We start from the raw sequence: 14151 nt of genomic DNA on the forward strand, positions 1-14151 counted from the left end.
TGGTCGGAGAGTCGTGCCACAAGTCCCGGGCACCGGGCCCGCGTGGGAACTGTGGGTTCTTCCCGTTCGTCCTCTGAACATGGGAGGCGAGAAAAACGACATGTTGCGCCGCTTGGTAACACCCACAGTGCTGACCGCCGGACTCGCGGCGGCGATGGTGACCGCGTCGGCGATACCCGCCGCGGCCGACGCCGAGATCGAGGCACCCACCACCGAGGAGATCGTCGAGGAACTGGAGGGCGACGGTGTCTTCATCGACCCGTCCATCGACCAGATCTCCACCGCCGACGAGGGCGCCCTGGAAGCCGCGTCCGAGGGCGCGGACTCCCCCGTCTACTACGTGATCCTGCCCTTCGAGGCCGCCACTTCCGAGGCGGGTGTCAACACCCTCATGGAACCCGTCATGGCCGAGGTCGGCGACGGCGCCTACGGGGTCCTCGGCGGAAGTGACCACTTCTACGTCACCTCCCCGAACCTGGACGGCACCGAGACGATCCGGGAGGCCGCACTCAACGAGGGCGACAACCCGATCGACGCGCTCGCCGCGGTTCCGCAGGCGGTGGAGACCGGTGAGGCCCCGTCCGACGCGCCCGCGGGCGGTGGCGGCTCCGGCCTGATGATGCTGGTCATCCTCGCGCTGATCGTCGCCGCCGGTGGCTGGTACGTGTACAACAGCCGCAAGAAGCGCGAGGCCGAGAAGGCCAAGCAGCTTCAGGAAATCAAGCAGATGGCCACCGAGGACGTCGTACGTCTCGGCGAGGACGTGGCCCGATTGGAGATCGACCTCTCCGCGGTGGACGATGCGACCAGAAACGACTACTCGCGCGCCATGGACTCCTATGACCAGGCCAAGTCGCTGCTGGACACCATCGAGGAGCCGGAGCAGATCAAGTCGGTCACCGGTGCTCTGGAGGACGGCCGGTACTACATGACGGCCACCCGGGCCCGGATGAACGGCGACCCGGTGCCGGAGCGGCGCGGACCCTGCTTCTTCAACCCGCAGCACGGCCCGTCCAGCGAGGACGTCACCTGGGCGCCGCCCGGTGGTTCTCCACGGTCGGTCACCGCGTGCCCCGTGTGCGCCCAGGCGGTGCGCACCGGCGGTCAGCCGGACGTGCGCATGGTGGAGGTCGACGGTGACCGTCGCCCCTACTACGAGGCCGGCCCGGCCTACGCCCCCTACGCGGGAGGCTACTTCGGCATGAACATGATGATGGGCATGTTCACCGGCATGATGATGGGCTCCATGATGGGGTCGATGATGGGCGCCGGGATGATGGGCGGCGGCATGGAGGACGCCGGCGGCGACCTCGGCGGAGGGGACTTCGACGGCGGAGGCGACTTCGGGGACTTCGGCGGCTTCGACTTCTAACCACCGGTTCCACGTCTTCCGACGACTCAGGCCCCGGGGATCATCCCCGGGGCCTTTCGTGTGCTTCGCGCTAGTCGGCGGAGACGAACAATCCCGCCCGTTCCAGTACCCATCGGCGCACGTCCTCGGCGGTCTCCTCCGGGGACGTACCGGTGGTGTCCAGCAGGGTCAGCGGCGCTTCGAGCCGGTCGGCCTCGGTCACCAACCACTCCTGGTACTCCAAGGTCTCGTCGACGCGTTCCTCGTCCCAGTCCCGCCAGGTCGGCCGGGCGAGCAGCCGGCGGCTGAGGACCTCCGGGTCACAGGTGAGCACCAGGTAGTGCACCCCGTCGAACAGGGTGCGCTCGGGCAGGTGCTCCAGCTCCGGTGGGGCCACCGTCCCGCACAGCACGACGGGCCGGCCGCTCTGCTGCACCATGGCGGCGGTGCGCAGCCAGGTAGAGCGGAACAGTCGATGGTCGTCGGCGGGGTCGCGCAGGCCGCCCACCCACAGGAGGTCCTGTTCCAGCACGACGAAACGGTCGCTCAACCCGGTCAGGAGGGCACGGGCCACGGTGGACTTTCCGGTCCCGCTGGGCCCGGCCACGCATAGCAACGGCAACCGCAGGAAGGGGCGGGTGCGTCCGCAGGAGACACAGCGGAGCAGGTGTGGTCCCGCGCTCGTGTCCGGCTCGGGGTCCCACTCGCCGCAGTGTCCACAGATCAAGGGGTGCATGGTCGACTCGCTGATCGGCTCAGTCGAAGAGCTGTTCCAGGAAGCTCTTGCGTCGACGGCGGTAGGGCCGGGGCGAGTCGCGGTAGCCGCCGCGGTAGCCACTCGGGGAGTCCGGCCGGTAGCCGCGCGGGGAGTCGGCGTAGCCGCCGCGGCCGCGACCGGGGCGGCCGTAGGGGTCGGGGGGCGGCGGCATGCTCGGGTCGGGCGGCACGACACCGTAGTGCCGCTGTTCGGCGGCGACGACGCGCTCCAGCTCACCCCGGTCGAGGAAGATGCCCTGGCAACCGTCACAGCGGTCGATGTGGACGCCCTGACGGTCGAAGGTACGCATCGGACTTTGGCATTTCGGGCAGATCACGCCGAAAGGCTAGGAGGGCCTCCGTCAAGACCGGTTAAGAACCTGACCGGAACCCGCCGTGTGTCCTGCGCAGATCCACACGGCGGGCGGGTTCCGGGACTACTCGGGCGAGGCCAGCATGAGGGAGCGGGCGGCCTCGGTGACGCTGCCGGACAACGACGGGTACACGGAGAAGGTGTGCGCGATGTCGTCCACGGTCAGACGCTGCTGGACCGCGATCGACACACCCAGGATGAGCTCGCTGGCGCGCGGGCCGACGATGACCCCGCCCAGGACGATGCCGGTGTGCTGGCGGCAGATGAGCTTGACGAAACCCTCCCCGACGTTGTTCATCTTGGCGCGCGGGTTGGTGTTGAGCGGCAGACTCACGATCCGACCGTCCACCCGACCGCTGCGGATGTCGTCCTCGCTGGTACCGACCGCGGCGAGCTCGGGGTGGGTGAACACGGTGGAGGCGACCGTGGACAACTGCAACGGGGCCACGGCCTCGCCCAAGGCGTGCCACATGGCGATACGACCCTGCATGGCGGCGACGGACGCCAACATGTTCACACCGGTGCAGTCACCGGCGGCGTAGACACCGGGGACGGTGGTGCGGGACACCCGGTCCACCTCGACGAAACCGGCGTCGCCCAGACCGACGCCGGCCTCCTCCAGGCCCAGTCCGTCGGTGTTGGGGATCATGCCGACGGTCATGAGGCAGTGGCTGCCGTCGACCGTGCGACCGTCGGAGAGGGTGACGCGGACTCCGTCCTCGGTGCGCACCACCGACTCGGCACGGGTCTGGCTGAGAACGGTCATGCCGCGGCGGGCGAAGACGCCCTGCAGCAACTCGGCGGCGTCGGAGTCCTGGGTGGGCATGACGAGCTCGCGGGAGGAGACCAGGGTGACGTCGGACCCCAGCGCCTGGTAGGCACTGGCGAACTCGGCACCGGTGACACCGGAACCGACCACGATGAGATCGGAGGGGAGTTCCTCCAGGTCGTAGAGGTGGCGCCAGGTGAGGATGCGCTCGCCGTCGGGTTCTGCGGTGGGCAGCTCACGAGGGTGGGCGCCCGTGGCCAGCAGGATGACGTCGGCCCGAATGCGCTGATCGTCGACGGCGACGATGTGCGGGTCGACCAGGCGGGCCTCGCCGACCATGACCTCGACCCCCTCCTTGATCAGGCGGGCACGGGTGTCGTCGGACTGCGCCTGGGCGAGGCGTTTGATCCGGCCGTTCACGTGCCGGATGTCGACCTCGACCGCGGGCTCGTCCGCCACGGCCTCGGGGATGTTGATGCCCAGGACCGATGACTCGCGCACGTAGGTGGTGCGGGTGGAGGTGGCGATGAGGCTCTTGGAGGGGACGCAGTCGGTGAGGACGCAGGAGCCGCCGATGCCGTCGCGTTCCACCACCGTCACGTCCGCGCCGAGCTGCGCTGCGACCAATGCCGCCTCGTAGCCCCCGGGACCGCCACCGATGATCACGACCTTCGTCACTGCTGCCTCATTCCCTCTGCCGGCGATGCGACATGCCCGTTCCCGGTCCGGGTCGACATTCGGGCATGGCGGGGCACCACCTGGATTTATCGCTTTCCTCCATTGTCGGCCATGCCGACCGTCGAAAACCGCAGGCACCCCGCACGAGACCACCCCACCCGCGGATGACCGCTCCCACACGCCCCCATGACCTGCCCTGATGCGAAGAACACCACGCACGGACACCCTGACAGCTCACCGAACGTGTCCACTTCGTTCGCCTCCGTGCCGGAATCGAGCGACCGCGGGTCCGACACCGCCACAGAGCGTTGCGCTCCGGAGTTATGGGATGACTCAGAGATAGCATCCGACTTGTGAGTGAATCAGAGCAGCGGACGACCGGTGATGCGAAGGCGCTGGCCACGGAAGCGGCCAAGGAGCTGCTGACCCGGACCGGCGCCGACAGTTTCGACGCCCTGGTGGTACTCGGCTCCGGCTGGGCCGGGGCCGCGGACACTCTGGGTTCGGCGGACATCGAGTTCGACGCGGTCGAACTACCCGGATTCGTGGAACCCACCGCCGCGGGACACAGCGGACGTATCCGCAGCATGTGGGTGGGCGACAAACGCGTCGTCGTGTTCCTGGGTCGCGTGCACACATACGAGGGACACGATCCGATGGTGGTCGCGCACGCCGTGCGCACCGGCATCGCCGCCGGCGCCCAGGTGGCGGTGCTGACCGGGTCGGCCGGTTCCCTGCGCACCGACTTCGCCCCCGGACAGCCGGTGGTCCTGCGCGACCACATCAACCTGACCGCGCGATCACCGCTGACGGGCCCCGACTTCGTGGACATGAGCGAGGCCTACAGCACGCGACTGCGCGAGATCACCCGCGAGGTGGACGCCTCGCTTCCCGAGGGCGTGTACGTGGCGACGTCGGGGCCGCAGTTGCAGACCCCGGCCGAGCTCAAGGTCCTGCGCCAGGCGGGTGCCGACGTGCTGGGGCGGTCGATCGCCTTGGAGTCCATCGCGGCCGTGGAGATGGGCACCGAGGTCCTCGGGTTGGCCATCGTCAGCAACGACGCGGTCGGAGCGGTGTTCGAGCCGTTCAAGGAGGAGAAGGCGCTGGAGATCGTCACGCGGCGTTCCCACCGCCTCGGGGAACTGCTCAACCGCATTCTGACCTCCTCCTGAACACGCGAAGGGCCCGGTCGTGACCGGGCCCTTCGTACGCGAGGAAGATCGAGGCACCTCCGACCGGAACCGACGTGGTCGGCACCGGCGTGGCGAGCGTACACCCCGAGGCCATGGGGTGGACGGTACCGACCTCGGCTCCGGTCGGAGGTGGTGCTTTCCTCGGTGCGCCGCCGCGCGGGATCCCCGCAGACCCCGTTGGACTCGCGACGGGCGACACCTCTTCTTCCCGTTATTCAGTTGAACCGCGCACGCCGTGGGAAGAAGGTCCGGGTGGGTGGCCATCCGCGCGAAGCCCGCCCACCCGGAACGCTCTCCCTTAGGCATGCCTAACCTAACCAGAACCCTCGGGTTCGCGTCAACCCCACATCCAATGAAGACGGAACCCGGCCGCCCGCGACGCGGGGACCGGGTTCGATCCGGGGAGAGACGAGCCCTCGGAAGCCCCGGGAAGGTCCGGGGAAAGGGGGTCAGGTCAGCAGCAGGACCGCCACGAACTGCACCAAGGCGGCCACCCCGACCACGATCACCTCCAAGGGGACCATCGTCTGCGGCCGGTCCTCGGCGCCCAGGGCGGCGGGCCCTTCTTCTTGGACCACCTTGATGGGACCGGTCAGCGGACGCGCCTTGTACCGCTCGGCGTCCTGGCGCAGCTCCCGCGCGACCAGTTCCACCGGGCGCATCTTGGTGGGATCCTCGTCCTCACCCGGGTCCAGGTAACCGGAGTCCCGGCGCAGGTTCTCCCGGACCTTGGCCCGCTTGGTCTCCCGCAGCGGCCAGGAACGGAACTCGCCCTCCGGGGTGTGCACCCGCAGCACGTCCACCACGTCCACCCACACGACGGCCGCCCAGGGCACGAACGTCTCGCGCACCGGGTTGACCATCCTGATCCCGCGCGGGGTGGAGACCACCCGAGGACGCAGCCAGGCCAGGTGGACGCCCGCGATGGTCAGCAGCAGGGCCGAACCGGCGATCCAGGCCATCCGGTCGCTGCCCCGCATCACCAGGTCCGCCAGCAGCAGGACCGCGATGACCATCCACGCGATCGCCATCACCCGAGAGCCGGTGGCGGCATGGGTGACGGTGGCGGCTTTGGCGCCGTCTCTGCCCGACGCCATCAGTGCGTCGCCCACTTCAACTGCGCGAACCCCGGCTTGATGATCCCGTTGATCAGCGACAGGCGCTCGTCGAACGGCAGGAACGCCGACTTCATGGCGTTGACCGTGAACCACTGGAGGTCGTCCCAGTCGTAGCCGAACGCCTCGCTGAGCTTGGCGAACTCCTCCGACAGGGTGACACCGCTCTGGAGACGGTTGTCGGTGTTGACGGTGACCCGGAAGCGCAGGTCGCGCAGTAGCCCGATCGGGTGGTCGGCGATGGACTCGGCGGCGCCCGTCTGGATGTTGGAGCTGGGGCACATCTCCAGCGGCACCCGCTTGTCGCGCACGTACTGGGCCAGTCGGCCCAGGCGCGGGGCGCCGCCCTCCTGGACGGTGATGTCGTCGATGATGCGCACGCCGTGACCGAGACGGTCGCAACCGCACCACTGGAGCGCCTCCCAGATGGAGGGCAGACCGAACGCCTCACCGGCGTGGATGGTGAAGTGGAAGTTCTCCCGGCGCAGGTACTCGAACGCGTCCAGGTGGCGGGTGGGAGGGTTGCCGGCCTCCGCGCCCGCGATGTCGAAACCGGAAACACCGGAGTCGCGGTAGCGGACCGCCAGCTCGGCGATCTCCGAGGACCGAGCCGCGTGCCGCATCGCGGTCACCAACTGCCCGGTGCGGATGCTGCGACCGGCGTCGGCCGCACGCTTCTCCCCCAGCTCCAGCCCCTCTTGGACGGCCTCGACGACCTCTTCGAGGCTGAGCCCGCCCTCCAGGTGCTGTTCGGGGGCGTAACGCTGCTCGGCGTAGACCACGCCGTCGGCGGCCAGGTCCTCGGCCGCCTCGGCGGCGACCCGCACCAGGGAGTCACGGGTCTGCATGACCGCCGTGGTGTGGGCGAAGGTCTCCAGGTACCGCTCCAGCGAACCGGAGTCGGAGGCGTCCCGGAACCAACGGCCCAGCTCCTCGGGGTCGTACGTGGGCAGTCCCTCATAGCCCGTCTCACGGGCCAGTTCCACCACCGTGGACGGACGTAGACCGCCGTCGAGGTGGTCGTGGAGGAGCACCTTGGGCGCCCTCCGGATCTGTTCGACAGTCAGTGGCTGATTCATCTCCTCAGGATGCCACTGGGACGTGAGCGCCCCCGACGGGGTGACACGAAGCTGCCGAGAATCCGGCAAAAGCCTCCTATTCGGACACTTTTCAGGCCAGTGCCTCGCGGTCCGCGTGCACACCCTCGCGGGTGATGTCCCACAGCGCGGTGAGCGCCGTGGTGACCATGAAACGGGTGCCCACGCCGATGGCGCGCTCGTCGACGTCGAAGGTGCCCCGATGCAGGTCGAGCATGGGTCCGTCCCAGTCCGGGGAGTGGGTGCCCAGTCGGGCCAGCGCTCCGGGGGTGTGCTCCAGGTACCAGGCGAAGTCCTCCCCGCCCAGGCTCTGCTCGGTGGGGGTGACCGCGTCGGCGCCCAGCGCCAGGGTGACGGCCTCGCGCATGATGTCGACGCTGGTGGCCTCGTTGATGGTGGGCGGCACCCCGCGACGGTAGGTGACCTCGGCGTCGGCCCCGTAGGCGGACGCCACCGACTCCACCAGCCCCTTGACGATGTCGGGTGCCTGGTGCCAGGCCTCATCGTCCAGGCAGCGCACGGTGCCCTCGGCCACGGCGTCATCAGGGATGACGTTGGGCGCCGAACCGGCGCTGATGCGGCCCCAGACCAGGCTGAACCCGGCGCGCGGGTCGATGCGTCGGGACAGCGCGGCGGGCAGCTCGGTGACGACCTTGCCGAGCGCGTAGACCAGGTCGGCGGTCAGGTGGGGGCGGGCGGTGTGTCCACCCGGACCGGACAGACGGACCAGGAGTTGGTCGCAGGCCGCGGTGATCCCGCCGGTGCGCAGCCCCACCTTGCCGACCATCAGACGGGGGTCGCAGTGCAGGGCGAAGACCCGCTGCACGTCCTCCATCCCGCCGGCCTTGACCACCTCCACCGCCCCGCCGGGAAGCTCCTCAGCGGGTTGGAAGAGGAGTCGGACCCGGCCGGGCAGCGCACCCGCACGGGCCTGCTGGGCGAGGAAGATCCCCGTGGCCAGCAGGACCGTGGTGTGCACGTCGTGTCCACAGGCGTGCGCGGCACCCGGGACGGTGGAGTGGTAGGGGACGTCCTTCTCGTCCGCCAGGGGGAGGGCGTCGATGTCGGCCCGCAGGGCGACGAGGGGTCCCGGCCCCTCACCGACGTCGCAGATCAGACCGGTGCCCTGGGGAAGTTCCTTGGGCCGCAACCCGACCGCGCGGAGGCGCTCGGCGAGTCGACCCGTCGTGCGGTGCTCGGCGAACGCGAGCTCCGGGTGCATGTGCAGGTCCCGGCGGAAGCCCGTGAGCTCCCGTTCATGCCGCGCCAGAAAAGCGGTCAACTGTTCCGGCAGGTCACGTCCCCGCATGGAGGGTCCCCTCTACTACTTCACACGTCGTTAGCGCACGCCGGCTCCGTCACCGGCGCCGACCGTGGCGCGGGTGGGGTCCGCGTCGAACTCGGTGGAGAGCAGGTCCACGACGTCCTGAAGCGAGCCTCCCTGGGAGACGACCGCCCGCTGGCGTTCGTAGGAGGCGCCCTTGTCCAGGATCTCGGAGATCAGGTCCAGGTCCTCGGCACAACCCAGGCGGGCGGCGATCGGGGTCAACTCGCGAACCAGCTCGTACAGGTCGTCACGGATCGGAACGGTGGTTCCGTACGAATCCGTGATGACACGAGCGTCGAGTCCGTAGCGGGTGGCCCGCCACTTGTTGTCGTTCACCACCCAGGACGGCGGGCTGGGCAAGCTGTACCCGCGGTCGAGTTGGTGATCGAAAAGCTCCACCAGGCTCTGGGAGAGAGCGGCGGCCATTCCCACCTCGCGCAGGGTGGGAATCCCATCGAACATCCGGATCTCGATGGTACCGAAATCCGGGTGCGGACGGATGTCCCACCACACTTCCTTGATAGAGGCGATGGTACCTGCATTGAGAAGGGTTTCGAGGTATTCCTCGAAAGCCGGCCAACCGGGGAGGTTCGGCGGCGGACCGGAGGTGGGAAGGGCCCCGAAGACAATGGACCGTGCAGAGGCGAGTCCCGTGTCGTATCCGCCCCAAAATGGGGACGAAGCACTCAAAGCAAGAAAATGGGGGATGTACTTCGCAAGCGCGTTCACGATCGGAATGGCCTTCTCCTGGTCACGCACTCCGACGTGTACGTGCACACCACAGGTGAGGATGCGCCGGGCCAGCCACTGCATCTGCTCCACCAGCTCGCCATAGCGCTTGCCGGGGCTGAGCGACTGGTCCTGCCAGTGGTCCATCGGGTGCGTACCCGAGCAGATCAGGGCGGCGCCACGGGGCTCCAGCACCTCCCGCATCCGACCGACGTTGCGGGCGAGGTCGCGCTTGGCCTCGTCCACCGTCTCGCAGATCCCCGTCACCACCTCGACCTGGGACTGCATGAGTTCATGGCGCAGCGGGGGGACCGCCGCGTCGGCACTGAGGTCCGGGAGTTCCGCGAGGAGTTGCTGCGCCTCCTGTCGCAGGTGGCGACTGTTCCGATCGACGATCTGGAGTTCCCACTCCACACCTAACGTCGCACGTTCTGACGATTTGAATGCGATTCCCATCTGCCCTCCGCAAGGTGTGTACGGCCGTTCGGCCGTCTCACCGCTCAGCCCGGCGCACCGATCGCCCGGGACACGGGAGGACTACCCACCGTAAGCGTCACGCATACGGACTTCAGGGCCAATAAACGGAGGAAATCACCGGACGGAATCCCTTTCCTCGACGTCTCCGTTCCGTCCGCGTCGAAGTACCGACGCCGCCCCGAGCGCGGCGGCGCCCGCCCCCACCAGCGACAACCCGAAGGCGAGCACTCGCTGGGCCCACCGACGCTTCGCCAGATCCTCCTTGCGCGGGCGCAGCACCGGAATCGGTCGTGTCCAGTCCACCCCGACCTCGTCCGGGCTCGGCAACGAACCCGTGTACGGCGGCGGTATCGGAAGCCACGTCGCCGTCCACGCCGCGCTGAACATCACCAGACGCATGACCAGGTTGATCCAGACCAACAGACCCACCAGGACCGCGAAGGACGCGTACACCGGGTTGGTGAGCGTTCCCGACAGCAGGGTCGCCGCCAGGGTCTTGAGCACCTCGAACCCGACCGCGCCCAACAGGGCGCCCCGCCACATCATCCGGGTCGGCCGCCCCGTCCCCGACAACAGCGTGAACACCAGCATGAACAGGCACATGTTCACGGCGATGGCGATCACCAACGCCAGGCCCCGCAAGACGAGATTGGCCGTCAACGACTCGTCCAGGTCCACGAGGGACAACAACCAGACCGTCGCGGTCTGCATGAAGCTGGTGAAGGCCACCGTGAACAGCAACGCGGCGCCGAGCCCGAGCATGACCAGAAGGTCGCCCGACTTGCGCAGCACCGGGTTGGGCCCCTGCTTGAGGTTGTTCAACCAGATCGAGTGCAGCGCCTCGCGCAGCGCCGCCACCGAGTTCAGCCCCGCGTACAGCAGGCCGAGCGCACCGATCACACTCGCGCCCACCCGGGCGTCCGCGATCTGGTCCATGGGCAACTGCCGGGACAGCCCCGGAAGCACCTCGTCGAGCGCCTCCTCCAGATAATGGGTGAGCTCCACCTGACGGGCCGCCAGGAAACCCACGACAGAGAAGGCCAACGCCAACAGCGGGAAGAAGGACAGGAACGCGAAGTAGGTGACCGCACCGGCCAACTGGTTTCCGTTGCGGTCCGCGTAACGCTCGTAGGCACGCACCAAGTGGTCGATGGACGGATACCGGTGCCGCAGCCCCCAGTACACGTCCATCGCCGAGTCCCGGTAGTGACCGACCGTCTCCTTGGCCCGGTCCAAGACGCCGGCCATCGTCCTCCCTGTCCTTTCGGGCGCCCCCGTGGCCCCCGGCGGACCCGCAACCCTAGCGTTGCCCGATCGGGGAGGGGAAACCCCACGCCCGGGCGGTACCGAACGCACGGCAGACTTGGACCCGGAATCGACCGAGACGACGGAGGTCCGGACGTGGGTGTCACCGGAGCACGGCTGCGGGCGGTGTGGGGCGCGGGTAACGGCGGCCCGGTCGGGACGTGGCCGAGTGCCGCGCCCGGGCCCGCCGCGCTGACCGCCGGGTTCGTGAAGTGGTTCGGCACCGAACCCTCGGGGCTGTGGCACGCGCCGGGGCGCCTGGCGTTGATGGGCGAGCACACCGCCGCCATCGGCGGGCCCGCCCTGTTCGCCGCCCTGCCCTGGGGGATCACCGCCGCGATCGGCATCTCCGACGACGGACGTACACGAACGGCGACGCCCAACGGCCCACTGAGCGAACGGCACCGGGCCTCCCGCGAGGTGGAGGCGGTCGCGGCCTCCGCTCGCGCCAGTGGCCACCTGAGCGACGGGCAGGGGCTTCGGGTGGTGTTCGGCGCGGATCTGCCCGCACACGCCTCCCTGGGACTCTCCGCGGCGCTGGGCGCCGCCGCCACCCTCGCCCTGGCCGACCTGTCCGGTTCCGAGCCGCCCGAGGACCTGCCGGTGGCGCGACGGGTGTGCCTGGACGCCAGGGCCGGCCAGGTCGTACGGGTGAACCAGGGCAGCGGCCGTACCGCCCTCTTCCCCTTCGACCTGGCCTCGGCCGACCTGCGCCTGGTCGTCGTCGACACCGGCGCTCTCCCCCGACGCGACCTCAGACCGATCCGCGCCGCCGAACTGTCCCGGGCACAGGAACTGTTGGGCCCGCTCCGGGCGATCCAGGACCTGCGGGCGACCCTGCGCCGGATCCAGAACCCCGTGCTGCGCGACCGGGTGGAGTTCGCCGTCACCGAGACCCACCGGCTCAACGCGGCGGTCGGACTGCTGCGGACCGACCGGTTCGGTGAGGTCGGACCGGTCCTGTCCTCCTCCCACCTGTCCCTGCGCAAGTTCGACCTGCCACTGCCCGCGGTGGAGGCGGCCGTGGAGGCCGCCGCCCTCTCGGGTGCCCGTGGCGCCCGGATGTCGGGCTGGGCGGGAACCTCCTTCGCCCTGGTCCCGTCCGAACGGGTGGACGACGTCACCTGCGGAGTGCGCGAGGTGTTCCATCGCCGGGGGCGCCCCGAACCCCGTGTGCGGGTGGCGGTGCCCGCGGAGGGTGCTCGCAGGGTGGCCTGAACGCGCCCACCGGGAGCGGACTTTTCCCCTTTCTTGACACTTAACCGGGATCGACGTGAACCGGACTACCCTGTCAGCGATCACAAGGGACATAGGACACGAAGTGCGACACACGGCGCGGAGCAGATAGGCGAATCCATGGCTGACCGACGACATCGGGGGGAAACCGGCTCGACCGGTGAACACAACAGGGGCGGTGTGTTCCGGCGTTCCGGCGATCCCGACAAGCCGGACGCCTTCGAGAAGCTCTACCGCTCCCGCGAGTCGGAGCAGCGTGTGGTGGGTGAGACCCGTCGTCTTCCCCCCGCCGACCAGGTGCCCCCGCACCGCCCCCGCAGGCGCCCCACCCACAGTGGCGGGCGCGAGTACGACGGCCGCGGCATCAAGCGTCGCGCGAAGGAAGAGCGCAAGAGGCGCCTCCGCAACACCATGATCGTCCTGTTGGCCCTCTTGCTGGTGTTGCCCACCGGCTTCTACCTGTGGGCGGACTCACGGCTGGAGCGGGTGGAGGCGTTGCAGGACTACGACGGACGCCCGGACCGCGCTCGCGGCACCACGTACATGATCGTGGGCTCCGACAGCCGCGAGGGGATGGACGAGGAACAGATGCAGGAGCTGGCCACCGGCAACGCCGAGGGCCGCCGCACCGACACCATCATGATCCTCTACGTGCCGCGCGGCGACGGTGAACCCACGATCGTGAGCGTGCCCCGAGACTCCTACGTTCCGATGCCCATCCCCGGTTACGCCGACAACAAGATCAACACGGCCTTCGCCGACTCGGTGTGCGGCGCCGACGAGGAGGGCGAGGAGGTCTGCGGTGGTCCCGCCCCGCTGGTCCAGGCCTTCGAACAGGCCTCGGACGTGCGGATCGACCACTACGTGGAGATCGGCATGGGCGGCTTCGTCGACCTGGTCGACGCCGTGGGCGGAGTGGAACTGTGCCCCGAGGAGCCGATGGCGGACCCGAAGGCGGGCCTGGACATCGAGGCGGGCTGCCAGGAGATGGACGGCGGCACCGCGCTGGGCTACGTCCGTACCCGCGCCACCCCCCGCGCCGACCTGGACCGCATCCAGCGTCAGCGCGAGTTCTTCTCCGCGCTGATCCAGGAGGCCAGCGCCCCCTCCACGATGTTCAACCCCTTCAAGTCGGTCCCCCTGGTGCTCGCGGGCACCGACACGTTCATGGTCGACGAGGGCGACAAGCTGCGTCACCTGGCGACGATGCTGCTGGCGATGCGCGGCGGAACCCAGACCACGGCCGTGCCGGTCGGTGAGACCCCCACCCTGGACGGCGTGGGTTCGGTCGTGATGTGGGACGAGGCCCAGTCGGAGCTGATGTTCGGCGCCATGCGCGAGGGCGAGCCGATCCCCGAGGAGGCCATGCAGGACTGATCCGGATCGGCGCGACCGCCGCGCCCTCCGCCCGGCCCCCGTCACCGCCGTTCGAGACCCCGACTCAACGGCCGGTACGGGGGCCGGCGTGTGTTCGGAGACGTTCGACGAAAAAGTCGGTTCGGGCGATTGCCGGGAAAGTCGAAGGGCCCGCCACCGGAGTGACGGGCCCTTCTTCGTGACGTTCCGTACTGTGCGCGCCTACCCCCCAGCGGGCGCACGGCCGGCACGTCGGCTCGTGGTGGCCGAGGGGCTTCAAACCCGCTCTGGCCTGCCGGTTCTCACCGGCGTGTCTCCACCATAAGTCAAAGTTCACCAAAGGTGCGAATCGTATGCACGTGTCATACGTCGCACTAGGGTCGGGAACT

General features: G+C 69.2%; 12 protein-coding genes. 4 read left to right on the plus strand and 8 right to left on the minus strand.

The annotated features are described in order from the left end of the window. Positions 1–127: 127 nt before the first annotated feature. Complete coding sequence (locus BQ8420_RS02535; RefSeq protein WP_087096167.1) at positions 128–1372, plus strand: chemotaxis protein CheA; 1245 nt, start codon at positions 128–130, stop codon at positions 1370–1372. Positions 1373–1442: 70 nt separating this feature from the next. Here BQ8420_RS02535 and BQ8420_RS02540 read toward each other — a convergent pair whose 3' ends face one another. The 3 genes from BQ8420_RS02540 to BQ8420_RS02550 all read right to left on the minus strand — a co-directional run bounded on the left by BQ8420_RS02540 (position 1443) and on the right by BQ8420_RS02550 (position 3927). Beyond that, entirely contained in the window at positions 1443–2087 is a 645-nt protein-coding gene (locus tag BQ8420_RS02540) for an AAA family ATPase (RefSeq protein ID WP_087096168.1), read from the minus strand. A gap of 19 nt (positions 2088–2106) precedes the next feature. Next, positions 2107–2445, minus strand: coding sequence for a zf-TFIIB domain-containing protein (locus BQ8420_RS02545; protein WP_087096169.1), 339 nt, complete (start codon positions 2443–2445; stop codon positions 2107–2109). Between the two features lie 99 nt (positions 2446–2544). Then, the gene (locus BQ8420_RS02550; protein WP_087096170.1) at positions 2545–3927 is read right to left on the minus strand and encodes an NAD(P)H-quinone dehydrogenase; all 1383 of its coding nucleotides are present in this window, start codon (positions 3925–3927) and stop codon (positions 2545–2547) included. A 353-nt stretch (positions 3928–4280) separates the two neighbouring features. On the opposite strand from BQ8420_RS02550, the gene BQ8420_RS02555 reads away from it, so the two are divergent. Continuing rightward, complete coding sequence (locus BQ8420_RS02555) at positions 4281–5099, plus strand: purine-nucleoside phosphorylase (RefSeq protein WP_087096171.1); 819 nt, start codon at positions 4281–4283, stop codon at positions 5097–5099. A 470-nt stretch (positions 5100–5569) separates the two neighbouring features. On the opposite strand, the gene BQ8420_RS02560 is transcribed toward BQ8420_RS02555, so the two are convergent. The 5 genes from BQ8420_RS02560 to BQ8420_RS02580 all read right to left on the minus strand — a co-directional run bounded on the left by BQ8420_RS02560 (position 5570) and on the right by BQ8420_RS02580 (position 11113). Continuing rightward, entirely contained in the window at positions 5570–6217 is a 648-nt protein-coding gene (locus BQ8420_RS02560; protein WP_087096213.1) for a PH domain-containing protein, read from the minus strand. Further along, positions 6217–7314 (minus strand): adenosine deaminase, encoded by a 1098-nt coding sequence (locus BQ8420_RS02565; RefSeq protein WP_087096172.1) that lies wholly within the window; start codon positions 7312–7314, stop codon positions 6217–6219. The genes BQ8420_RS02560 and BQ8420_RS02565 overlap by 1 nt, the downstream gene beginning before the upstream one ends. Positions 7315–7405: 91 nt before the next feature. Beyond that, on the minus strand, positions 7406–8641 hold the full coding sequence (locus tag BQ8420_RS02570; protein ID WP_087096173.1) for a M20 family metallopeptidase: 1236 nt from the start codon (positions 8639–8641) through the stop codon (positions 7406–7408). A 30-nt stretch (positions 8642–8671) separates the two neighbouring features. Beyond that, positions 8672–9844, minus strand: coding sequence for a glutamate--cysteine ligase (locus BQ8420_RS02575; protein ID WP_087096174.1), 1173 nt, complete (start codon positions 9842–9844; stop codon positions 8672–8674). 135 nt (positions 9845–9979) lie between these two features. Beyond that, positions 9980–11113, minus strand: coding sequence for a YihY/virulence factor BrkB family protein (locus BQ8420_RS02580; RefSeq protein WP_087096175.1), 1134 nt, complete (start codon positions 11111–11113; stop codon positions 9980–9982). A gap of 153 nt (positions 11114–11266) precedes the next feature. Here BQ8420_RS02580 and BQ8420_RS02585 point away from each other — a divergent pair, with 153 nt between their 5' ends. After that, the gene (locus BQ8420_RS02585) at positions 11267–12388 is read left to right on the plus strand and encodes a galactokinase family protein (RefSeq protein WP_087096176.1); all 1122 of its coding nucleotides are present in this window, start codon (positions 11267–11269) and stop codon (positions 12386–12388) included. Between the two features lie 138 nt (positions 12389–12526). Next, complete coding sequence (locus tag BQ8420_RS02590; protein ID WP_087096177.1) at positions 12527–13783, plus strand: LCP family protein; 1257 nt, start codon at positions 12527–12529, stop codon at positions 13781–13783. The last annotated feature ends 368 nt before the right edge of the window (positions 13784–14151 follow it).

Source organism: Nocardiopsis sp. JB363, from assembly GCF_900143625.1.
Lineage (GTDB): Bacteria > Actinomycetota > Actinomycetes > Streptosporangiales > Streptosporangiaceae > Nocardiopsis.